Below are 22,915 nucleotides of genomic sequence, written 5' to 3' on the forward strand. Positions count from 1 at the left end.
CGATGGGGGACACTGGGGGGTGCCAGATGTACCGCATCACCCGCAGTACCCGCCGTGTCCCCCGACAGGAGCCCGCCCCATGCCCCGCCTCGCCGTCTACGCCCTGGTCGTCTGCGTCCTCGCCGTGACCGCCGCCGTCGTCTCCTTCGTGCAGGGCAGCGTGCTGATCGGCGTCGTGTGGGTGATGCTGTCGGGCCTGTCCTCCAACATGTGCTGGTACTACGTCAAGCGCGGCCGCGACGCCCGCCGCTCCCCGTCCGTCACGGGCTGACCGAGCACAGCTCGTCGGTCTGCCAGAAGCGGTACAGCTCGAAGCCGCAGTACGTGTCGGCCTCGCCGATGCCGAGGCCGCGCAGGAGCGCGTCGACCGCGTCGAAGAACACGCCGTTGACGGCCGGGATCCACAGCAGCGCGAACACGATCAGCAGCCCGAACGGCGCGAGCGGCTCCACCTGCCGCCGCACGTTGTACGACAGCCACGGCTCGATCACCCCGTAGCCGTCCAGGCCCGGCACCGGCAGGAAGTTCAGGATCGCCGCCGTGACCTGGAGCAGCGCCAGGAAGGCCAGCGCCAGCCGGAAGTCGCGCGGCACGCCGTCCAGCGCGTCCAGCCAGAACGGGGCCGTGCACACCACGGCGAACAGCACGTTGGTCAGCGGGCCCGCGGCCGAGATCAGGCTGTGCCGCCAGCGGCCCCGGATGCGGCCGCGCTCGATGAACACCGCACCGCCCGGCAGCCCGATCCCGCCCATGATCACGAACAGCACCGGGAGCACGACGCTCAGCAGGGCGTGCGTGTACTTCACCGGGTTCAGCGTGAGGTAGCCCTTCGCGCCGACCGAGATGTCCCCGCTGTGCAGGGCGGTACGGGCGTGCGCGTACTCGTGCAGGCACAGCGAGACCACCCACGCCGCCGTCACGAACAGGAACACCGCCAGGCCCGGCTGCTCGGCGAACCCGGTCCAGGTCGCCCAGCCGGTGACCGCGGCGACGGCGACGATCCCGAGGAACACGGGACTGACGCGCCGGTCGCTGGGGCGGGCGGTGGCGGTGCTCATGGGACTCCCTGGCTGTCGGACGGCACGGTGGGGCACGGGGACCGCCCGACCGTACCGGGTCGTGACCAGAACGTCCCGGGGCCGGTCGCCGGTTCCCGTGCCCCGCGCCGCGCCGCGGAAACCCCATGACCGGCCGCCACGGCACCAGGGACAATGGTCCCGTGCGCTACCGCATCCTCGGCACCACCCAGGCACTCCGCCCCGACGGCACCGCCGTCCCGGTCGGCGGGGCGCGGCTGCGCGCGCTGCTGACGGTGCTCGCCCTGCGCCCCGGCCGAGCCGTGCCCGCGGCGCTGCTGGTGGAGGAGGTGTGGGACGGCGACCCGCCGGCCGACGCGCCGGGCGCGCTCCAGGCGCTGGTCGGGCGGCTGCGCCGGACGCTCGGCGCGGAGGCGGTCGTCTCGGCCGACGGCGGCTACCGGCTCACCGCCGCCCCCGAGGACATCGACCTGCACCGCTTCGACCGGCTGGCCGCCGAGGGCTCCCGCGCCCTCGCCGACGGGGACCCCGGCAAGGCGGCCGCCGTACTGGACGACGCCCTCGGCCTGTGGCGCGGCCCCGCCCTCGCCGACCTGCCCGACCGAACCGCCGAGGCGGCCCGCTGGGACACCCGGCACCTGGACGTGCTGCGCGCCCGGCACACCGCCGCCCTGGACCTCGGACAGGCCGAGCAGTCGCTGCCCGAGCTGACCGCGCTCTGCGACGGCCGTCCCCTGGACGAGCCGCTCCAGGCCCTGCGGCTGCGCGCCCTGCGCGACACCGGCCGCACCGCCGAGGCCCTGGCCGCCTACGAGGCCGTACGCCGCCACCTCGCGGACCGGCTCGGCACCGACCCGGGACCGGAACTGCGCTCCCTGCACGAGCGGTTGCTCCGCCCTGCGCCACCGGTTCGCTCCGCGCCCGGGGGAGGGCCGGCGGTTACCGGGCAGCACCGTGCGAGCCCCGGGGGCCCCGTGAGCCCCGACGGGCGCGTACCCTCCGCGGGGACGGCGGGGAGCGCGGGGACGGCGCGGGGCCGGGCCCCCGGCGCGCCGGGAACCCCCGTCGGACCCACGGGCCCTGGAGGACCTGACGGTCCGAGGCGGCCGGGTGCGCCCGGGGCGGCTCCCGGTGGCCCCGGGCAGCCCGCTCCACCCGCGAGGCCCGGAGACACCGGGCAGCCCGCTCCACCCGCGAGGCCCGGAGACACCGGGCAGCCCGCTCCACCCGCGGGGGACACCGGCGGTCCGACGAAGGCCGGTGCGCCCGTACCGCCCGGGGGCGCGGCGGGGGCCGTGGGGCCCGGTGCGCCTGAGCTGTCCGGGGGTGCGCCATGGGCCGCAGGGCCCGGCACGCCTCAGTCGTCCGGGGGCGCGGCGGGGGCCGTGGGGCCCGGTGCGCCTGAGCAGGCCGGCGGTCCCGGGGATCCCGACGGTCCGGTGAGCCCGGGGGTGCCCGGCGACCCCGCGCCGTCGGTGACGCCCGGCGGTCCCAGGGGCGCGGCCGGTCCGGCCAGCCCGGCGGCGCCCGGCGCACCCGGGGGGCCTGCGGCCTCCGCGGGGCCCGCGACGGCTGCCCCCGGCGCGCCGTCCGCCGCGTCCCCGGCGTCCCTCGCATCCCCGGCACCCCCGGCACCCCCGGCGTCCCCCGCGTCCGAGGCGGATGCCGCGGGCCGGGTCGCTCCGGCCTCAGGCCCCTCCGCGCCGCGGCGCCGGGGCAACCTGCGCGCCCGGCTCACCTCCTTCGTCGGGCGGGACGCCGACCTGGAGGCGCTGCGCGGCGACCTGGCGACCGCCCGTCTCGTCACCCTGCTCGGGCCGGGCGGCGCCGGCAAGACCCGGCTGTCGCTGGAGGCCGCCGAGGGCGTCGGGGACACCGCGCCGGACGGCGCCTGGCTCGCCGAACTCGCCCCCGTCGACGACCCCGGCGCCGTACCGGAGGCCGTCCTCACCGCCCTCGGCGCCCGCGAGACCGTCCTGTACGGCGCCGGCGCCGAGGAGATGCGCGCGGTCGCCGCCACCGACCGCCAGGCGACCGCCGTGGAACGCCTCGTCGAGCACTGCGGCCGGCGCCGCATGCTGATCGTCCTCGACAACTGCGAGCACGTCGTCGAGGCCGCCGCCCGGCTCGCCGAGGAACTCCTCGCCCGCTGCCCGGGCCTGACGATCCTCGCCACCAGCCGCGAACCCCTCGGCGTGCCAGGGGAGTCGCTGCGCCCGGTGGAGCCGCTGCCGGAACCGGCCGCGCTGCGCCTGCTCGCCGACCGCGGTGCCGCCGCCCGCCCCGGCTTCCGCACCGACGCCGACGAGGAGACCGCGGCGGCCTGCGCCGAGATCTGCCGCCGCCTCGACGGCCTGCCGCTGGCGATCGAGCTGGCCGCGGCCCGGCTGCGCATGCTGACCCCGCGCCAGATCGCCGACCGCCTCGACGACCGCTTCCGCCTGCTCACCTCCGGCAGTCGCACCGTGCTGCCCCGCCAGCAGACGCTGCGCGCGGTCGTCGACTGGTCCTGGGACCTGCTCGACGAGGAGGAGAGGGACGTCCTGCGGCGCCTGTCCGTCTTCGCCGGCGGCTGCGACCTCACCGCCGCCGAGGCCGTGTGCGGGCCCGCGGCCCTGGACGCCCTCGGCTCCCTCGTCGACAAGTCGCTGGTCGTGGCCGCGCCGTCCCCCGGCGACGGCATGCGCTACCGGCTCCTGGAGACCGTCGCCGAGTACGCCGGCGAACGCCTCGACGAGACCGGCGGCCGCGCCGCCGCCGAGCGCGCCCACCTCACCCACTACCGCGAACTCGCCCGGACCACCGACCCGTTGCTGCGGGGACCGCGGCAGCTCGCCGCCGTCGAGCGGCTGGAGCGCGAGTACGAGAACCTGCGCACCGCGCTGCGCCACGCCGTCGCCGAGCGCGACGAGCAGGAGGCGCTGAGCCTGTCGCTGTCGCTGGTCTGGTACTGGCAGATGCGCGACCTGCGCGTGGAGGCGCGGAACTGGTTCAGCGAGGTCATGCGGCTCGGCCCGGACCCCTTCGCCGAGCCGGTCCGCCGGGCCGAGCCGGTCTGGGAGCGGTGCACGGCCACCCCGCCCCCGCTGACCGGTGAGGTGCTCGCCGAGGCCCGGCGCGGCGTCCACCTGGCCCACCTCGCGTGCATGGACACCGAGCTGGAGGCCTGGCAGAAACCGGAGGCCAAACGGAAGCTGCGGGTCATCGCCGAGACGTACGAACCGGGCATGCCCCAGACCTGCACACCGCCCGGGCTGCTCTGGTTCTTCGCCGTGATGCTCTCCGGCGACATGGAGCGGCTGCGCGAGATCATGGACGCCACCGTGCGCACCTGCCGTGAGACGCCGGGGTTCGAGTGGGGCCTGGCCGGCAGCCTCCAGATGCGCGCCAACTTCCTCGCCAACCGCACCGACTGGGCGGGCGACGCGGCCCGTGACGCCGACGAGGCGCTGGAGATCTACCACCGCCTCGGCGACGCCTGGGGCACCGCCGAGGCACTCGCCGCCCGCGCCGAGGCCAGGGAACGCAAGGGCGAGTTCCGGCTCGCCGCCGCCGACTACCGGGCCGCCGGGGAAGAGGCCGAACGACTCGGCGCGCACGCCCAGGTCGACGTCCTGGACGCCCGCCTCGGCAGCGCGCTGATGGAGGCCGGGGAGGCCGAGGAGGGCGAGCGCGTCCTGCGCGCCGTGATCGACCGGACCGAGGGCGCGGGGCACAACGGCGCCATGCCGGCGGCCCGGCTCTTCCTCGCCGGCCGGCTCGGCATGACCGGGCGGACCGTCGAGGCGGGCGAGCAGTTGCGGCTGCTGCGCCGGGACTTCGCCATCTCCCACTTCGTCGTCTTCGACGCCTTCATCTTCGCCGCGGAAGCGTGGGTCGCCACCCTGGAGGGCCGGCACGAGGAGAGCCTGGTCAAGGTGCGCAAGTCGCTGGAGCGGGCCGACGATCCGCTCTCCGCGGCCATCGCCCCGCACATGCGCTCCTCGTACCTCACCATCGCCGCGATGGCGATGGCCCGCGTGGACGGCGGGCGCCGGGCCGTCGACGCGGCACGCTGCCTCGGCGCGGCCGACGCGATGCTGTCGCCGGACCACGTCGAGGTGGGGATGGAGCGGGACGCGCGCGAGCGCGCCGCCGCCAGGGTCCGCGAGGCGCTCGGCGACGACGCGTACGAGGCCGCGTACGCCGAGGGCGGCGGCCTCACCGTGGAGGAGGCCGTCGCCCTCGTGTGACCCGGGCCGGGTCAGGTCTTCGTACGGAACTTGTGGATGGCGACCGGCGCCATCACCGCGGTGATCGCCACCGACCAGCCGAGCGTGATCCACAGGTCGTGCGCGACCGGGCCGCCCACCATCAGCCCGCGCGCCGCGTCGGCGAGCGTGGAGAGCGGGTTGTAGTCGGTGAAGGCCTGCAACCAGCCCGGCATCGACTGCGTCGGCGCGAAGATCGACGAGCCGAACTGGAGCGGGAACAGCACCATGAACCCCATCGCCTGCACGGACTGCGCGTTCTTCAGGATCACGCCCAGGGTGAGGAACACCCACATGATCGACGAGGCGAACACCGCCGACAGGCCCACGGCGGCGAACAGACCGCCCCAGTGGACGATGTCGAAACCGACCAGGACGGCGACGATCATCAGCACCGTGGTCGCGAACAGCATCCGCAGCATCTCCACCGCGATCTTCGCGAAGAGCACGGAGCCGCGTCCGATGGGCAGGGACCGGAAGCGGTCCATGACACCGGAGTTGAAGTCCTGGCTGAAGCCGGTGCCGACGCCCTGCGACAGCGTCATGCTCATCATGGCGATCATGCCAGGGATGACGTACTGCACGTAGCCGTCCTGCCCGCCGCCCAGCGCCTGGCCGATCGACCCGCCGAAGACGTACACGAACAGCAGGGTGAAGACGACCGGCATCAGCAGGGCGTCGAACATCGACTCCGGGTCCTGCCGGATCCACAGCAGGTTGCGGCGGACCAGGGCGCCGGTGTGCCGTACGTGCCCGCGCACGGAGATGCGGGCGTCGTCGGTGGTGGTCAGGGTGGCGGCGCTCATACGGCGACCTCCTCGCGGGCGTCGGTGGGCGCGGGGTCCTGCGGGGCACTGGCGCGGTGGCCGGTGAGGGACAGGAAGACCTCGTCCAGGCTGGGCAGTTCGGTGGTGACGGAGGCGAGCGTGATGCCGCGCGCGGTGACCGCGCCGACCACGGCGGTCAGCTGTTCGTCGCTGAGGATCGGCACCAGGACGGCCCCGCGCTCAGCGTCCACCGTGGTGTCGGCGAGGCCGGTGATGCCCAGTTCGTCCAGGTGGGCGGCGAGCGGGCGCAGGTGCAGCGGGTCGGCCGGACGGACCCGCAGCGTGCGCCCGCCGACCTTGGCCTTCAGCTGCTCGATGCCGCCGTTCGCGATGACCTTGCCGCGGTCGACGACGGTCAGCTCCGAGGCGAGCTGCTCGGCCTCCTCCATGTACTGGGTGGTGAGCAGCACGGTGACGCCGTCGCCGACCATGCGCTTGACCTCGTCCCACACCTCGTTGCGGGTACGCGGGTCCAGGCCGGTGGTGGGCTCGTCCAGGTAGAGCACGGCCGGGTGCCCGATCATGGAGGCCGCCAGGTCGAGACGGCGCCGCATGCCGCCCGAGTAGGTGTGCGCGGGGCGCTTGCCGGCCTCGGTGAGGGAGAACCGCTCCAGCAGCGCGTCGGCCCGGGCGCGCGCGTCCCTGCGGGACAGGTCGAGCAGCCGGCCGATCATGTACAGGTTCTCCCAGCCGGGGAGCTTCTCGTCCACGGACGCGTACTGCCCGGTCAGTCCTATGACCCGCCGCAGCTGGCGCGGCTGGCGTACGACGTCGTAGCCGGCGACGTGCGCCGTGCCCGCGTCGGGGGTGATCAGGGTGGACAGGATGCGGACGAGGGTCGTCTTGCCGGCGCCGTTCGGCCCGAGCACACCCATCACGGTGCCCTCGCGCACGTCCAGGTCGACGCCGTCCAGCGCCTTGGTCTCGCCGTAGTGCTTGACCAGCCCCCGCACGGTGACCGCGCTGCCCGCGGCCCGGGGGTTGTCGTCGATTCGCTTCATGCCGACGACGTTGTCAGCCCCCGCCGACAAACCGCCGACATCCCACCGACAGCCGCCCCGCCCCGCCGACAGCACGCCGACAACACGCCGGCAGCGTACGGACGGACACCGGCCGGTACGCCGAAAAGCACCGGCCCCGCCGACGGGGGAAGATCGGCGGGGCCGGTGTCGTACCGCGGTGGCTCAGTGGACGGAGTGCTCCTCCTGCGGGAACGTTCCGCCGACGACGTCGTCGGCGAAGGCCTTCGCCGCGTCGCCGATGACCTGGCGCAGGTCGGCGTACTTCTTCACGAACTTCGGCACCCGGCCGCCGGTCAGCCCGAGCATGTCGGTCCACACCAGCACCTGGGCGTCCGTCTCCGCGCCCGCGCCGATCCCCACGGTCGGGATGTGCAGCGTCCGCGTCACCTCGGCGGCCAGCTCGGCCGGGACCAGCTCCAGGACGACCGCGAAGGCGCCCGCGTCCTGCACCGCCTTGGCGTCGCGCAGCAGCTGCTGGGCCGCCTCCTCGCCGCGCCCCTGGACGCGGTAGCCCATGGCGTTCACGGACTGCGGGGTGAGGCCGATGTGGGCCATCACGGGGATGCCGGACTCCACCAGCAGCTCGATCTGCCGGTGCGAGCGCTCGCCGCCCTCCAGCTTGACCGCCCCCACCCCGGCCTCCTTGACCAGCCGGGTCGCCGAGCGCAGCGCCTGCACCGGGCCCTCCTGGTAGGAACCGAAGGGCAGGTCGCCGACGATCAGGGCGCGGCCGGTGCCCCGGACCACCGCGGCCGAGAGCATGGTCATCTCGTCCAGGGTGACGGGCACGGTGGACTCGTAGCCGAGGTGGCAGTTGCCCGCGGAGTCGCCGACGAGCATGACCGGGATGCCGGCCTCGTCGAAGACGGACGCGGTCATCGCGTCGTACGCGGTGAGCATGGGCCACTTCTCGCCGCGCTCCTTGGCGGCGGTGATGTCCCGGACGGTGATGCGGCGGTTGCTCTTGCCCCCGTACAGCGCCTTGCTCCCGTCGGCGGGGCGCTGCGGGGTGGGGGCAGCCGAAAGCTGCGTCATGGCAACGGCTCCTTCATGTCATCTCGAGGCGCCCTCACGGCGTCCCCGGATCCCCTCCATGGTGGCACCTTCCGCGTCCCGGCGGCTAGGGGACCCTCGTCACGGGGTGCCGCGCCCGTGGAGAGCCCGTGAAGAGGGGGTGCGAATGTGCTCGTTGTGTCACAGAGCCGCCCGTCTCGACTCCGTTCGGAACTCCGGACGGCGACTCGTACGTCCTCGTGCCCGTACGGCCGTCTCAGGACGGCAGGATCGGACCCGATCATCCCCTAGGGTGCTGAGTCACGGGGGGAGCGACGGTGTGCACGGCAGGCAGTGAGGCGACGGTATGGCGCAGCAGGCGTACATGACGGAGACGGACAACGGCGGCTCGGGGCCCGAGCACCGGGGAACCCGGCTTCGGCGCCTGTGGGAGCGGGCGGTCACCGGCTGGCGGGGCGACCGGCGGATCTGGCGCCGGGGCCTGGTCACGGCCGCGGTGGCGATCCTCCTGGCCGTCGTCATGGCGGCCCACTCGCACATCCCGAACGCCATCGGGAACCTCGGCAGCCTCACGGAGACCTTCCTGCCGTGGTTCGGTCTGCTGATCCCGATCCTGCTGGTGATCGCCCTCGCGCGGAAGTCGGCGACGGCGCTGATCGCGCTGGTCCTGCCGGTGTCGGTGTGGCTGAACCTCTTCGGCGGCCTCCTCTTCGACAAGACCGGTACCGGCGGCGACCTCACGGTGGCCACCCACAACGTCAACGCCGACAACGCCGACCCGGCCGGCACCGCCCGTGCCGTGGCCGCCGCCGGCGCGGACGTGCTGGCGCTGGAGGAGCTGAAGGCGTCCGCCGTGCCGACGTACGAGAAGGCGCTGGCGTCGAAGTACCGGCACCACGCGGTGGTCGGCACCGTCGGGCTGTGGAGCAAGTACCCGGTGAGCGACGTGAAGGCCGTCGACATCCGACTCGGCTGGAAGCGCGCTATGCGGGCCACCGTCGCCACGCCCTCCGGGCCGGTCGCGGTGTACGTCGCCCACCTGCCGTCCGTACGGGTGAAGCTGGAGGCGGGTTTCACTGCCCGGCAGCGCGACAAGAGCGCCGACGCCCTCGGCGAGGCCATCGCCGACGAGAAGCTGCCCCGCAAGATCCTGCTCGGCGACCTCAACGGCACCATGAACGACCGCGCGCTCACCGCCATCACCTCCCAGATGCGCTCCCCGCAGGGCGCCGTGGGCGACGGCTTCGGCTTCAGCTGGCCGGCGTCCTTCCCGATGGCCCGCATCGACCAGATCCTGGTCACCGGCGTCGAACCGGAGACCAGCTGGACCCTGCCGGCGACCGGCAGCGACCACCTGCCCATCGCCGCGCGTGTGAGGGTCGACACAACGGCATCCTGAAAGCCCCAGGTCAGCGCCGTTTGGGAAGCTGCCGGACACCCGTCCGTCACCTCGCGGAATACTCGCCCTGAGAGGCTTTGTTCCGTACGGGAACATAGCGAAGCAGTCCCGTACGCACACCTCCGCTCGAAAGGCGAGTCCCCTTCATGCCCCTGGCCCTGCTCGCCCTTGCCGTGGGCGCCTTCGGCATCGGTACCACCGAGTTCGTGATGATGGGCCTGCTGCCCGACGTCGCGGACGACCTGGACATCTCCATCCCCAGCGCCGGCCACCTGGTCTCGGCGTACGCGCTCGGCGTCGTCATCGGCGCCCCGCTGCTCGCGGCGGCGACCGCGCGGATGTCCCGCCGCACGGTGCTGATCGCGCTGATGGCCCTCTTCGTGGCCGGCAATGCGCTGTCCGCGTTCGCCCCCGGCGAGGTCTCCCTCCTCGCCGCCCGCTTCGTCAGCGGTCTGCCGCACGGCGCCTTCTTCGGCGTCGGCGCCGTCGTCGCCACCGGCATGGTGGCGCCGGAACGCAAGGCCCGCTCCGTCTCCCTGATGTTCCTGGGACTGACGGTCGCCAACATCGTCGGCGTGCCCGCGGCCACCGCCATGGGCCAGCAGCTCGGCTGGCGGGCCACCTTCCTCGGCGTGAGCGCGATCGGCGTCGCGGCGATAGCGGCCCTCGCGGTCCTGATCCCGCGCGACCACGCCCCCGCCCCCGCCACGGGGCTCCGCGGCGAACTGGCCGCCCTGCGCTCCCTGCCCGTCTGGCTCGCCCTCGGCACCACCGTCGCGGGCTTCGGCGCGCTCTTCGCCGCCTACAGCTACATCACACCGATGCTCACGGACGCCGCAGGCTTCGCCGAGGCCAGCGTGACGCTGCTGCTGGCCCTGTTCGGCGTCGGCGCCACCGCGGGCAACCTGCTGGGCGGCCGCCTCGCCGACCACTCCCTGCGGGGCACCCTCTTCAGCGGCCTGGCCTCCCTGGTGGTGGTCCTCGCCCTCTTCCCGCTGCTGATGCGCACCGAGGTCACGGCGGCCGTCGCGGTCGCCCTCCTGGGCATGGCCGCCTTCCTCACCGGCTCCCCCCTCCAGCTGATGGTGATGGAGAAGGCCGCCGCGGCCCCCTCCCTCGCCTCCTCGGCCAACCAGGCCGCCTTCAACCTCGCCAACGCCGGCGGCGCCTGGATCGGCGGCCTCGCCCTCGCGGCGGGCCTGGGCACCACGTCCCCGGCGACGGCGGGCGCGGCCCTGGCCGTCCTCGGCGTGGGCGTCGCGGGCGCGGCGTACGCGGTCGACCGGCGCCGGGGCGCTGCCGCTGCGGTACACGGGCGCGAGCGCGTGGTCGCGGGGCACGTGCCGGAGGCGGCGGAGGCCGTACGGCGGTGACGCCGGGCCTCACCCGTCGGAGTACGTCCGCCGCGATTCCACCGCCCACCCCTCCCCGTGCCCCTAACGTGTCGCCCGTCGCGACAGGACGCGTACGGCGGAGGGGTGCGGGATGCCGGTGAACGGCGAGGCGGACGAGCCGGGGTGGGAAGTCGACCCGGACGACGAGTGGGGCGTGGCGGTCGTCGCCACCGTCGGGCGGCAGCTGAAGCTGCGGCGCGAGGCGGCGGGGATGCGGGCCGGGGACTTCGGGACGGCGGTGGGGTACGGGGAGGACCTGGTCTACAAGGTCGAGGGCGGGAAGCGTATTCCCCGCCGGGAGTACCTGGAGCGGGCCGATGAGGTGCTGGGGGCGGGCGGGCTGCTCGCGGCGATGTGGGAGGACGTGGCCCGGGTCCGGTACCCCAAGCGGGTCCGGGAATTGGCGAAGCTGGAGGCCGGGGCGGTCGAGATCGGGCTGTACAGCACGCACAACGTCCACGGCCTGTTGCAGACCGAGGCCCACATGCGTGCGCTGTTCGACGCGTGGCTGCCGGCGTACACCGAGGAGGAGACGGAGCGCATGGTGGCCGCGCGGTCGGCCCGGCGTTCGGTTTTCGAGCGGTCACCGGCGCCCACCCTCAGCTTCGTCCAGGAGGAAGCGACGCTCCGCCGCCCGGTCGGAGGCAGAATGGTGTGGCGTAGGCAACTCGAACGCCTGCTGGAAGTCGGGGAGTTGCGGCATGTCTCGATCCAGGTGATGCCGACCGCCTGTGAGGAGCACGTCGGAACGGGCGGTCTGATCGAGGTACTGAAGTTCCCCGACGGCACCGCGGTGGGGCGCTCCGAGGGGGCCTTCGCCGGGCGGCCGGTGACCGATCCGAAGCAGCTCAGAGTCCTCGAACTGCGCTATGGCATGATCCGGGCCCAGGCTCTCACGCCCCGAGAGTCGAGGGCCGTCATCGAACAGATGCTTGGAGAGTCATGATCCGCATCACCGCAGCCCCGGACGTTCCCGAGCCTGCCTGGTTCAGGAGCAGCTACAGCAGCAGCGGAGACGGCAACGACTGCGTCGAGGTCGCGATAACCCCCGCCACCGTCCACGTCCGCGACTCCAAGCGCCCCGCCGGCCCCCGCCTCGTCGTGCGCCCGGCCGTGTGGGCCGCGTTCGTGGGCGTTACCGGCAAGGGGTGAGCCCCGGACGCGGTGGTCCGGGGCTCGGTCGTGCAGGTCAGACCATGGTGGTGTGCACGTGGCCCGGCGCCGCGCCGTCGGCGAGCGGTGCCGCGGCGCCCAGGCCGGCGCTGACGGCGAACGGGCCGGCCTCCGCGTAGAGACCCGCACCGACGGCGCCGCCGCCCGTGATGAGCGCCGTGCTGACGGTGAGGCCGCCGGACACCTGGTCCAGGTCCGCGTCGGAGATGTCAGCCGTGTCGACCTGGGGGACGAGGTTCATGGCAGGTCTTCCTCTCGTGCCGAAGAAAATGGGGGAGCGGTGAGATGCGCACGCCCGCGTTCCGGGATGGGGAGTGGGGGATGGGACACCGGCGTGCCGCGCACCGATCAAAGCACGGTGGGGGCCGCCGCCCCTCCGCGCACCGTTGACGGCGGGCCCCGCGGGTTTACCGTGTGCGCACGCGGTCGGCGAAAGGCCCCGCGTCTTTCACGCTTCCCACCGGTTTCGAGGCTCCCGGAGACCGGGACGCGCCCGGCCGGCGGCCCCCGGGCGCGGAACGCCCGCCCCCTGCGCCCGAGCGATGAACGGTGTGCAGGTCCCAGGGAGGTTCAGCGTCGGTCGGCGTCCTCCCGTACGGGTCGGGCGCACCCCCTGCCACACCCGACGGTCAACCGTCACCGCGACCGGCCTTCCGCCGGATGACCGCGGCTGCCCACTGACTGCCGATCACGGACATCGTCACCGTCAGGGCGAAGGCCAGCGAGTCGTCCCAGGACCTGCCCCTCACCCAGTGCCAGAATGCGGCCGCGAGTCCCACCACGACAAGCACGTAGGCCGACACGGCCGACCAGTGCGCACCCCGGCGTCGGTGCCACGAACGCCCGGCCCCACCCCCGGGCCGCTGTCGCTCCGTCATGGTGACCGTATACCCGGTGAGACAGGGGACCTGCTTCCTCACTCACGTGCGGGATCGGGGCAGATCCTCTCCGGCAGTTCGCCGGAGAGGGCCGTGCGTTCGTCGGCTGTAAGTTCACGGTCGACGACGCCGCAGAGGTGCTCCTTCCAGAGCGCGGGGTCGAGCCGGAAGAGTGTCAACGTGCTTCCGGAGTCGGACGGGAAGTCGAACGCACCCCGCACCGGCATGCTCAGCAGGGTCCCGCCGTCCTTGGTGGCGTCCAGGAACCGCTGGATCTTCGAGAACACGAAGGTGTCCCGGTGTTCCGGATCATCGGCCCGGAGGCGCACCATCGTGCCCTCGTAGGCGAGGAAGAACTGGGATCCGCCGGGGGACCCCATGGTCCAGCGCCCCTCCTCGAGCGGTCCGAACGGCCCCAACACCTTTCTCGGCGACATACCCTTCTCAACGGACCAGATCTCGACGATCCTGCCGGTGGTGAGGACCGCCATGTAGCGCCGGTCCGGCAGATACTCCGCGGTGAGCAGGTCGTCGGCGAGTTCGAAACGCTGCTTCCTGTCCTCCCTTCCTGTCCGCAGGTCGATGGTGTGCACCTCGGGCTCGCCCTGCACCGTCACCGTGACGTGTGCCGGGTCCGGATGGGTCCCCAGGAAGAAGTGCGGGGCTTCGGCGCTGCTGAGCCCGAGGCTCGGCAGCTTCACGGCGGAGGAGAGGCGGCGCCCTTTCCGAGCATCCCAGTACTCGAGAACCGAACCCGAGAGAGTCACCACCCTGTCGTCGCCCTGGAGCATGACGTCGATCGTGCCAGGTTCTCCGGTCACCTCGTCGGGGGGCGGTGCGGACACGGCGAAGCTGCTGAGCCGTCGCAGGGAGGGCAGGGCGCGGACTGTGACCCTCCTGCCGTCCGAGAGGTCCGCCGCCAGCGTTTCGCCCTTGTCGGTGAAGAGGGGCTGCCCCTCGGGAGGCGGTGTTCCGTGAGTCTCGGCCCGGGCGAGGGTGCGGGCCCCGGGCTTCGTCTCCACGATGCGGAGCGCCTTGCCGCCGTCGGTGCGGACCAGCATCCGGTCACCGTCTCCGAGCAGCACCGGGTACCCGTGTGCCGGGTGGGAAGGGCCGACGGTCATGGTGACGCCCGTGACCGTGCGGTCGGCGGCGAACGGCATCACGGTCTCCGACCCGGACGTCAGGAGGGGCAGGCGTTCGACGCCGATGGACGTGGAAAGTTGCTGACGGGGCACCAGTCGTTCGGGCGCGGCGTCACCGTGGACGGCGATACGGGACCATTCGTCCGATCCGGGCCCCTCGACGACGAAATGGCGACCGGCCGTGTCGAACTCCGGCTTCATGCAGGACGACAGTTTGAGCCCCTGGCTCCTGAGCATTCCGCCGTCCGACACCCGGATGGCCTGGAAACGGCGGACGTCTTCGCCCTGCTTGTGGCAGACGACGGCCGTTCTCCCGTCCCAGGACACCTCGGGAATGGAGTAGAAGTCATGGGCCAACTCGCGGACGGAGCCGGTGGCGACATCGATGGCCAGCAGGGAGGAGCGCCCTCCCCCGCTGAGTTCGGATTTCTGCCCCCTCCACGCGACCAGGGTTCCGCTGTCCGGGCCGAACCAGATCCAGTTCACGTCGGTGATGGCCCCCGGGACTTCGTGGGAACGGCCGCTGGAGAGGTCCCAGACCATGAGGGGCAGGCCTTCGGGCACCCGGGAGGACTCCACCAGGAACCGCGAGTCGGGAGAGAACCGGAGTCCTTTGGCCACGAGGAGCTTGCCCTCCTCGTCCCGTGCCTGTGCGTGCCGGAGCAGGTGGGGTCGGCCTGTCAGGTGCTTCCCTGACGTGGTCACCTCGTGCCAGGCGAGGAGCGCGTCCGCTTCGCGCACATAGGCGATCCTGCGGCCGTCGCCGCTCACCTGGGGGTTGCGGACCTTCTGGCCCAGCCGCAGGTTCTCCTGGCGCACTCGTCCGTCGTCGGAGCGGAGGAACAGAGTCGCGCGGCCGCCCTCAGTGATCACCAGGGTCACCTTGCCGTCCGCGCTCATGCTCGCCTGGCCGATGTTCGAGTCCAGTCCGGACAGTACCCAACTCGCCTTCATCATCTCCGCGTACCGTCGCATCAGCGCGTTGCGGGCCTCCTGCGTCGGAGAGATGTCGTAACCCGCGATCGCGGCCAGTGCGGCCTGGGCGGGGTTGGCCGCGGCCAGTTCGTCCGCCTGCACGGCCAGCGTCCTGGAGCGGCCCTCCGCCGCCCGTTCCCTGCTCACCCGGGACTCCTGGACGAAGAAGACGCTCAAGGCGGCGATGAGCAACAGCGCGAGGCCACCGGCCGTCCAGGCCCATCGGACGCGCCTCTGCCGGGCACGGCGCCGTAGCTGCACCGCACGGCGTTGCGCGTCGGCAACGGCGAGGAAGTCGGTCTCGGCCGCCGTCAGCTCGCCGGTGCGCCCCGCGAGACGACTCTCGAGGGAGGCGAGATGGGCACCTCGCGGCAGCAGCTCGTCGGCACGACCCTCCCTCTCCCAGCGTTCCCGGTCGTGCTGCAACTCCGTGCGGGCGGCGAGGAAGTCCCGGTCCTCGCGCACGACGTCGGACAGCGTCGGCCAAGCCGTGATGAGGGCCTCATGGGCGAGTTCCGCACTCTCCGGTACTCCCGCCCCGCCGTGGAGCACCAGGAGACGCTCTTCCTTCCCGGCGAACGACACGGCCAGACGCCAGCGCTGCTCGCCGGCCTCCGCACGGGTCAGTACGCGCCGCAGCGCGGGCGCGCCACTGCCCGGCACCACGCGCACCAGTCCGGCGAGCAGCCGCCGCGCCTGCGTGACGGTGTCCGTGAGGTCGGGGCCGTCCGAGGTGTCCGCGGGGCTCGGGGAGCCGGTCCCGGGCACGGACAGGACGTACTTCCGCCATGCCTCCTCCGCGTGCCTGCGCAGCGCGCCGGAGACGCCGCCGGCCCTCTCGTACGCGTCGACCCGCAGGCGTCCGCCCGACTGCTCCTCCCACAGGTGCCGCAGGACGAAGGAGAGCAGGGGCAGAGCACCGGGCTCACTGCCGGCGTCGTCGAGGATGCGGCGGGCCAACCCCGGTTCGTAGGAGACGCCGGGGACGCGGTCCACGGGGCGAGTGATGACGGTGTGCAGCTGCTCCCGGGTCATCGGGGTCAGCGGCAGGACGGCTCCCCGTTTCAGCGCCGGGCCGAGATGGTCATGGCTGAGGACCGCGTCGACGAAGTCGGCGCGCAGCGTGAGCAGCACCCGCATCCCGGCGGTGCGCCGGTCGGGGAAGAGCAACGACAGGAGGGCCGTGAGGTCCCCCTCGGGCAGGTCGAGCAGAGCCTCCGCCTGGTCCAGCACGACGAGGAGGTCGGTGGTGGCCCTTCCGGTGAGGCGGTGGACGGTGTCCGCGAGTCCCGCGTCGGTCAGCCAGGCCGCGACCTGGTCGACGCCGAGGGCACGCGGGGGTCCGAACCGCTCCTGGCGTGCCAGTTCGAGGAGCTCGACCGCCACGGCGCCCACGGGACGGGAGGTGCGGCCGCAGTTGACGACCACCACTTCGTGGCCGGCCCGGCGCATCACCGGCGCCACCCCGGCGAGGGCGAGGGAGGACTTGCCGCACCCTGAGGGCCCGCACAGGGTCACCGCCGCGTGGTCACCGCGCAGTGCCCTGACCACGGTCTCGGTGTCCTCCTCCCGGCCGAAGAAGACATCGCTGTCCTCCTCGCGGAAGGGCTCCAGGCCACGGAAGGGAGTCGGTGCCACCAGAGCGTCGGCGAGAGCGGGGATCTCCTCGGCGAGCGCCCCGAGGTGCAGCATGTATGCCTGCTGGTCGTCGCGGGCCGGCTCCGCGGCCACGATCATGCCGACGACGGCACCCAGAGCGTTGTCCCAAACCGGACTGCCGCTGAAGCCGGCGGTGACACGGACCGTCTGCCCGTCGGCCCGGGACAGTTGCACCCAGCCCTTCCCGGCGGGCCCGAGGAGACTGCCCCGCTGCCAGACGGGCCGGTCCGAGGCGCCGGCGAAGCCCACGATGCGGGACCCGTGTTCCCACAGGCGCCGGGACAGGCTGGTGGGCAGCGGGCGCGCCCCCGGTGCCGCCGCCAGCAGCCGGAGCACGGCCACGTCACCGCCCCGGTCCTCCCGGATCGGCACCCAGTGCGCCACCTCCGCCTCGATGTCCTGCGCAGGCGGCCCCGCACCGGTCAGGAGCGGCAGGTCGAGGGTGACCCGGGCGCCGGGGGGCACCTCGGTGTCGCGGGGCTTGCCGAGCGCGTCACACACCACATGGGCGCAGGTGAGGACCAGTCCGTCGCCGACGAGGAAGCCGGTCCCGGCGGAGTCGCCGTGCCCGTCGCGGAGGCGGACCGTCCCGGCGGCGAGGAGGGTGTCGGCGTCCTCGGGTGCGCTGTGCCCGGCACGGATCACGGGTCGGCCGGACTCGTCCTGGTCGTACACGGGGCCTCCTCGGTGCGGTGAGGGGGAGCGGGAGGGTGCCGGCGGTGCGCAGGTGGATCCCGGTGTGGCCTGCGTGCCTCAGCCGCCGGAGCCGGGGCCGGGCTCTGTCTGCGGCACCGCGTCCGACCCGGCGGGGCCGGTGTGCCAGGTGAGGCTGACGGAGAAGTTGGCCTCCGCGGAGGAGCCCGCGACGAGGATCTTCGCGTCGGCCGAGAGCGACATGCCGAACTCCAGGGTCGCCTCGTCGGGCGGCTGGACCATGCCACGGCAGCGGCCGACGAACGCGTCCGCGACCGGCCGTACGACATCCAGCATCTGTTCCAGGGACTGCTCGGCCCGGGCGACGGCACGGCCGCGTCCGACGCGCACGACGTCATCGCCGTGGTCGTTCACCTGCACGCGTACGACCTCGCCGCCGCTCCCCAGCGGAACTTCGACGGTGTACGCGCCTTGACCTCCGGACAGTGGCATGACGCCCCCCGATCGCGAACTGGTCCTCCGGGCAGCCGAGTTGTACGGCCCGTGCGGTGAGGCAGAGGCTATCGGGCCGGGCCGCGGGAGTCACAGGGCTGATCGGGGTGGTGTGTCGGCGCCCCGTCGCCGGCGCTGGTCGTAACGCCGTGGGGCCGTCGGTCCCCGACCGACGGCCCCGTCCGCTGGTCAGCGGAAGCCCTGCTCGCCCGCCCTTACAGCACCGGCAGCGACTTCCGCAGCTCGAACGCGGTGACCTGGGAGCGGTACTCCTCCCACTCCTGCCGCTTGTTGCGCAGGAAGAAGTCGAAGACGTGCTCGCCGAGGGTCTCGGCGACCAGGTCGCTGCGTTCCATCAGGGCGAGGGCCTCGCCGAGGTTCTGGGGGAGGGGCTCGATGCCCAGCGCGCGGCGCTCGGCGTCGGAGAGGGCCCAGACGTCGTCCTCGGCGCCCGGCGGGAGCTCGTACCCCTCCTCGATGCCCTTGAGGCCGGCGGCGAGGAGGACGGCGTAGGTCAGGTACGGGTTGGCGCCGGAGTCGATGGAGCGGACCTCGACGCGGGCCGAGCCGGTCTTGCCGGGCTTGTACATCGGGACGCGGACCAGGGCGGAGCGGTTGTTGTGGCCCCAGCAGATGTACGAGGGGGCCTCGCCGCCGGCGCCGGCGGTGCGCTCGGAGCCGCCCCAGATGCGCTTGTAGCTGTTCACCCACTGGTTGGTGACCGCCGAGATCTCCGCCGCGTGCCGCAGCAGGCCCGCGATGAAGGAGCGGCCGACCTTGGAGAGCTGGTACTCCGCGCCGGACTCGTAGAACGCGTTGCGGTCGCCCTCGAAGAGGGACAGGTGGGAGTGCATGCCCGAGCCCGGGTACTCCGAGAACGGCTTCGGCATGAAGGTGGCCTGGAGGCCCTGCTCCAGCGCGACCTGCTTCATGACCAGGCGGAAGGTCATGATGTTGTCGGCCGTGGAGAGCGCGTCCGCGTAGCGCAGGTCGATCTCCTGCTGGCCGGGTGCGCCCTCGTGGTGGGAGAACTCGACCGAGATCCCCATCGACTCCAGCATGGTGATCGCCTGGCGGCGGAAGTCCATGCCGATGTTCTGCGGGGTGTGGTCGAAGTAGCCGGAGTTGTCGGCCGGGGTCGGCACCCTGCCGTCGACCGGCTTGTCCTTCAGCAGGAAGAACTCGATCTCCGGGTGGGTGTAGAAGGTGAAGCCCAGGTCGGAGGTGCGGGCCAGGGCGCGCTTGAGGACGTAGCGCGGGTCGGCGAAGGACGGCGAGCCGTCCGGCATGAGGATGTCGCAGAACATGCGGGCCGTGCCCGGGGCCTCCGCGCGCCAGGGCAGGACCTGGAAGGTCGAGGGGTCCGGCTTGGCGATCATGTCGGACTCGTAGACCCGGGCGAAGCCCTCGATCGCCGAGCCGTCGAAACCGATGCCCTCGTCGAAGGCCTGCTCCAGCTCGGCCGGGGCCACGGCGACGGACTTGAGGAAGCCCAGTACGTCCGTGAACCACAGGCGTACGAACCGGATGTCGCGCTCCTCCAGCGTCCGGATCACGAACTCCTGCTGCTTGTCCATCTTCCGCTTCCCCATCCTTGCTGGTCAGCCCGCCTGTCTCCGGTACGGCGGGAGGCGGCCCTGCACCTGAGCATCACACCACAGCACGGTTTCGTACGCGTTGCGGGCCTCGGTAGGCCCACCGATCCTCACCGCAGCGTAGAGGCCACGTGTTCGATCGGGCCATTCCTGAGGCCCCGCCGCGACAGATCCTGTGATCTCCCTACGACGGAACCCTCCTCCACCCTTACGATCAGCGGACTCCACCGCCCCCCTTTTCCCAGAAGGGCACACCCCATGGGTTCCGCCAAGAAGAGCAGCAACCAGGCGCGGCAGGCCCGCATAGCCGAGATGCGGCGTGCCGAGGAGGCCCGCGACCGCCGGAACCGGATCCTCACGATCGCGGTCAGCACCGTGGTCGTCGCCGGTCTCGTCGTCGGCGGGGTCTTCCTCGTCCGGTCGCAGTCCGACGACTCCGGCGACGACACGGCCTCGGACGGCAAGAGCACCTCCGGCAAGTTCGTCGCCGGCGAGGACGGGGTGCGCACCTGGAAGGGGACGCTGTCCCGCAACCACGTCACCAAGAAGGTGTCCTACCCCGTCGATCCGCCCGTCGGCGGCGACCACAACCAGGCCTGGATGAACTGCAACGGCGACGTCTACGACAAGCCGCTGAACAACGAGAACGCCGTGCACTCCCTGGAGCACGGCGCCGTCTGGGTGACCTACACCGACCAGGCCCCGAAGGCCGACGTGGAGAAGCTGGCGGCGAAGGTGAAGAAGACGCCGTACTCGCTGATGAGCCCGGACGACAAGCAGAAGGACCCCATCATGCTGTCCGCCTGGGGGCACCAGCGCACGGTGACGGGCGCCGACGACCCGAACGTGGACACGTTCTTCGAGAAGTTCGTCCAGGGTGAGCAGACCCCCGAGCCGGGGGCCGCGTGTACGGGCGGGCTGCCCCAGTGACACCGAAGCGGGCCGGCTGGACCGCGGGGGCCGCCGCGGCGGCCCTCGTCGCGGCCGGCGCGATCACCTACGCCGTCGCCGGGGACGACGGCGCCGGCCGCGTCCCGACCGCCGACTCCGCCGACGCCGGGTTCGCCCGGGACATGGCGGTCCACCACCAGCAGGCCGTGGAGATGTCGTACCTCGTGCGCGACCGCACCGAGGACGAGGAGGTGCGGCGGCTCGCCTACGACATCGCGCAGACCCAGGCCAACCAGCGCGGCATGCTGATCGGCTGGCTCGACCTGTGGGGGCTGCCGAAGGTGTCGTCCGACCCGCCGATGACCTGGATGGGCATGGGCGGCATGCCCTCCGCCGGGGAGGGCTCCCTGATGCCCGGGATGGCCACCGACGCCGAGATGGAGAAGCTGGCGGCGCTCGACGGGAAGCCGGCCGAGGTCTACTGGCTCCAGCTGATGACGGAGCACCACCGGGGCGGCGTCCACATGGCCGGGGGATGCGTCGACCGGTGCACGGTCGGGGTGGAGAAGCGGCTGGCCCGGGGGATGGTGGAGTCGCAGGAGTCGGAGATCCGGCTGATGGCCGACCTGCTGGCCGAGCGGGGCGCGAAGCCGCGGACATGAGGCGGACACCGGAACGACACCCCATTGTGTCGTTCTGACGATTAAGCTGGCCGGGTGCCTCGACTACGACTCGCCCTGAACCAGACCGACGCCACCGTAGGCGACCTCGCCGGCAACGCGGAGTCGGTGGTCCGCTGGACCCGGCACGCCGCCGGGCAGGGAGCGCACCTGGTGGCGTTCCCGGAGATGATGCTGACCGGCTACCCCGTCGAGGACCTGGCCCTCAGGCCGTCCTTCGTGGAGGCCTCCCGCGCCGCCCTGGCCGCCCTGGCGACGCGCCTGGCCGAGGAGGGTCTCGGCGAGCTGCCGGTGGTCGTCGGCTACCTCGACCGCTCGGCGACCGCCCGGCCCAGGTACGGGCAGCCGGCCGGCGCCCCGCAGAACGCGGTGGCGGTGCTGTACGGCGGCGAACCGGTGCTGACCTTCGCCAAGCACCACCTGCCCAACTACGGCGTCTTCGACGAGTTCCGCCACTTCGTCCCCGGCGACACCATGCCGGTGGTGCGGGTGCGCGGCGTCGACGTGGCCCTCGCCGTCTGCGAGGACCTGTGGCAGGACGGCGGCCGGGTGCCGGCCGCCCGCTCGGCCCGGGCCGGACTGCTGCTCTCCGTCAACGCCTCGCCCTACGAGCGCGACAAGGACGACACGCGGCTGGAGCTGGTGCGCAGGCGAGCCCGGGAGGCCGGGTGCACGACCGCCTACCTCGCGATGACCGGCGGGCAGGACGAGCTGGTCTTCGACGGCGACTCGATCGTGGTCGACCGGGACGGCGAGGTCGTCGCGCGGGCACCGCAGTTCACCGAGGGCTGCGTGGTGCTCGACCTCGACCTCCCGCCCGCCGGCGCCGACGCGCCGGCCGGCGTCGTGGACGACGGGCTGCTCGTCGACCGGGTCGTGCTGTCCGAGGAGCCGGCGCCGGCCCACGGGCCGCCGCTGTCCGGCGGGCACGCGGAGCGGCTGGACGACGACGAGGAGGTCTACTCGGCCCTCGTCGTCGGCCTGCGCGCGTACGTCGCGAAGAACGGCTTCCGCTCGGTGCTCGTCGGCCTCTCCGGCGGCATCGACTCCGCGCTGGTCGCGGCGATCGCCTGCGACGCGGTCGGCGCGGAGCACGTACACGGCGTGTCGATGCCGTCGAAGTACTCCTCCGGGCACTCCCTGGAGGACGCGGCGGAGATGGCCCGGCGCACCGGGCTGCACCACCGCACCGTGGCGATCGAGCCGATGTTCGACGCGTACATGGACGCGCTGGGCCTGACCGGCCTGGCGGAGGAGAACCTCCAGTCGCGGCTGCGCGGGACGCTGCTGATGGCCCTCTCCAACCAGGAGGGCCACCTCGTGCTGGCACCGGGCAACAAGTCGGAGCTGGCCGTGGGGTACTCGACGCTGTACGGCGACTCGGTGGGCGCCTACGGGCCGATCAAGGACGTCTACAAGACGTCCGTGTTCCGCCTCGCCGCATGGCGCAACCGGGCGGCCGGGGCCCGCGGCCAGGTCCCGCCGATCCCCGAGAACTCGATCACCAAGCCGCCGAGCGCGGAGCTGCGTCCCGGCCAGGTCGACACGGACTCGCTGCCCGACTACCCGGTGCTGGACGCGATCCTGGAGCTGTACGTCGACCGGGACCGGGGCGCGGACGAGATCGTGGCCGCCGGGTACGACCGGGAGCTGGTGACGAGGACGCTGCGCATGGTCGACACCGCGGAGTACAAGCGGCGCCAGTACCCGCCGGGCACCAAGATCTCCCCCAAGGGCTTCGGCAAGGACCGCCGGCTCCCGATCACCAACCGCTGGCAGGAACGGGGCTGACGCGGCCCGGCCCCGTCAGCCCCCGCACGCCCGGCCGCC

The 22,915-nt window shown here is 73.0% G+C and carries 18 protein-coding genes; 9 read left to right on the top strand and 9 right to left on the bottom strand.

From position 1 onward, the window contains the following. The first annotated feature begins 79 nt into the window (after positions 1 to 79). A complete protein-coding gene (locus tag AC07FV_RS03415) occupies positions 80 to 271 on the top strand; it encodes a hypothetical protein (protein WP_053129864.1) in 192 nt (63 codons plus the stop codon). Here the strand turns inward: AC07FV_RS03415 and AC07FV_RS03420 are convergent. Continuing rightward, positions 261 to 1,058, bottom strand: coding sequence for a site-2 protease family protein (locus AC07FV_RS03420; protein ID WP_391967769.1), 798 nt, complete (start codon positions 1,056 to 1,058; stop codon positions 261 to 263). The genes AC07FV_RS03415 and AC07FV_RS03420 overlap by 11 nt on opposite strands. 125 nt (positions 1,059 to 1,183) lie before the next feature. Here AC07FV_RS03420 and AC07FV_RS03425 point away from each other — a divergent pair, with 125 nt between their 5' ends. Then, positions 1,184 to 5,269 carry an AfsR/SARP family transcriptional regulator gene (locus AC07FV_RS03425; protein ID WP_479084306.1) on the top strand — a complete coding sequence of 1,362 codons (4,086 nt, stop codon included), beginning with the start codon at positions 1,184 to 1,186 and terminating at the stop codon, positions 5,267 to 5,269. Between the two features lie 11 nt (positions 5,270 to 5,280). On the opposite strand, the gene AC07FV_RS03430 is transcribed toward AC07FV_RS03425, so the two are convergent. From AC07FV_RS03430 to panB, 3 genes are all read right to left on the bottom strand, one after another. Beyond that, the gene (locus AC07FV_RS03430; protein WP_356611491.1) at positions 5,281 to 6,093 is read right to left on the bottom strand and encodes an ABC transporter permease; all 813 of its coding nucleotides are present in this window, start codon (positions 6,091 to 6,093) and stop codon (positions 5,281 to 5,283) included. Beyond that, on the bottom strand, positions 6,090 to 7,115 hold the full coding sequence (locus tag AC07FV_RS03435) for an ATP-binding cassette domain-containing protein (RefSeq protein WP_383648420.1): 1,026 nt from the start codon (positions 7,113 to 7,115) through the stop codon (positions 6,090 to 6,092). The genes AC07FV_RS03430 and AC07FV_RS03435 overlap by 4 nt, the downstream gene beginning before the upstream one ends. A gap of 183 nt (positions 7,116 to 7,298) precedes the next feature. Further along, the gene (panB, locus tag AC07FV_RS03440; protein WP_479084308.1) at positions 7,299 to 8,171 is read right to left on the bottom strand and encodes a 3-methyl-2-oxobutanoate hydroxymethyltransferase; all 873 of its coding nucleotides are present in this window, start codon (positions 8,169 to 8,171) and stop codon (positions 7,299 to 7,301) included. A gap of 325 nt (positions 8,172 to 8,496) precedes the next feature. Here panB and AC07FV_RS03445 point away from each other — a divergent pair, with 325 nt between their 5' ends. From AC07FV_RS03445 to AC07FV_RS03460, 4 genes are all read left to right on the top strand, one after another. Beyond that, on the top strand, positions 8,497 to 9,549 hold the full coding sequence (locus AC07FV_RS03445; protein WP_479084310.1) for an endonuclease/exonuclease/phosphatase family protein: 1,053 nt from the start codon (positions 8,497 to 8,499) through the stop codon (positions 9,547 to 9,549). Positions 9,550 to 9,695: 146 nt separating this feature from the next. After that, on the top strand, positions 9,696 to 10,922 hold the full coding sequence (locus AC07FV_RS03450) for an MFS transporter (RefSeq protein ID WP_479084312.1): 1,227 nt from the start codon (positions 9,696 to 9,698) through the stop codon (positions 10,920 to 10,922). 112 nt (positions 10,923 to 11,034) lie between these two features. Next, positions 11,035 to 11,889: a helix-turn-helix domain-containing protein gene (locus AC07FV_RS03455; RefSeq protein WP_479084314.1), complete on the top strand. Its 855-nt coding sequence runs from the start codon at positions 11,035 to 11,037 to the stop codon at positions 11,887 to 11,889. After that, positions 11,886 to 12,095 carry a DUF397 domain-containing protein gene (locus tag AC07FV_RS03460; RefSeq protein ID WP_479084316.1) on the top strand — a complete coding sequence of 70 codons (210 nt, stop codon included), beginning with the start codon at positions 11,886 to 11,888 and terminating at the stop codon, positions 12,093 to 12,095. Before AC07FV_RS03455 ends, AC07FV_RS03460 begins: the two co-directional genes overlap by 4 nt. A gap of 37 nt (positions 12,096 to 12,132) precedes the next feature. Here the strand turns inward: AC07FV_RS03460 and AC07FV_RS03465 are convergent, their stop codons facing one another. From AC07FV_RS03465 to glnA, 5 genes are all read right to left on the bottom strand, one after another. Beyond that, on the bottom strand, positions 12,133 to 12,357 hold the full coding sequence (locus AC07FV_RS03465; RefSeq protein ID WP_479084317.1) for a hypothetical protein: 225 nt from the start codon (positions 12,355 to 12,357) through the stop codon (positions 12,133 to 12,135). 388 nt (positions 12,358 to 12,745) lie between these two features. Beyond that, positions 12,746 to 12,994, bottom strand: coding sequence for a hypothetical protein (locus AC07FV_RS03470; RefSeq protein ID WP_479084318.1), 249 nt, complete (start codon positions 12,992 to 12,994; stop codon positions 12,746 to 12,748). A 38-nt stretch (positions 12,995 to 13,032) separates the two neighbouring features. Then, on the bottom strand, positions 13,033 to 17,448 hold the full coding sequence (locus tag AC07FV_RS03475) for an nSTAND1 domain-containing NTPase (protein ID WP_479084320.1): 4,416 nt from the start codon (positions 17,446 to 17,448) through the stop codon (positions 13,033 to 13,035). Between the two features lie 78 nt (positions 17,449 to 17,526). Next, positions 17,527 to 17,919 (bottom strand): CU044_2847 family protein, encoded by a 393-nt coding sequence (locus AC07FV_RS03480; RefSeq protein ID WP_479084322.1) that lies wholly within the window; start codon positions 17,917 to 17,919, stop codon positions 17,527 to 17,529. A 215-nt stretch (positions 17,920 to 18,134) separates the two neighbouring features. Continuing rightward, positions 18,135 to 19,496, bottom strand: a complete 1,362-nt coding sequence (gene glnA, locus AC07FV_RS03485) for a type I glutamate--ammonia ligase (RefSeq protein WP_053142361.1) — start codon at positions 19,494 to 19,496, stop codon at positions 18,135 to 18,137. Between the two features lie 276 nt (positions 19,497 to 19,772). On the opposite strand from glnA, the gene AC07FV_RS03490 reads away from it, so the two are divergent. From AC07FV_RS03490 to AC07FV_RS03500, 3 genes are read left to right on the top strand one after another with little or no spacing between them, the layout of a single operon-like run. Beyond that, positions 19,773 to 20,444 carry a DUF3105 domain-containing protein gene (locus AC07FV_RS03490; protein WP_479084324.1) on the top strand — a complete coding sequence of 224 codons (672 nt, stop codon included), beginning with the start codon at positions 19,773 to 19,775 and terminating at the stop codon, positions 20,442 to 20,444. Then, positions 20,441 to 21,067, top strand: coding sequence for a DUF305 domain-containing protein (locus AC07FV_RS03495; RefSeq protein ID WP_479084326.1), 627 nt, complete (start codon positions 20,441 to 20,443; stop codon positions 21,065 to 21,067). Before AC07FV_RS03490 ends, AC07FV_RS03495 begins: the two co-directional genes overlap by 4 nt. A gap of 54 nt (positions 21,068 to 21,121) precedes the next feature. After that, on the top strand, positions 21,122 to 22,876 hold the full coding sequence (locus AC07FV_RS03500; RefSeq protein ID WP_479084328.1) for an NAD+ synthase: 1,755 nt from the start codon (positions 21,122 to 21,124) through the stop codon (positions 22,874 to 22,876). Positions 22,877 to 22,915 lie beyond the last annotated feature (39 nt).

The sequence above is a fragment of the Streptomyces sp. NPDC045956 genome (assembly GCF_056430705.1).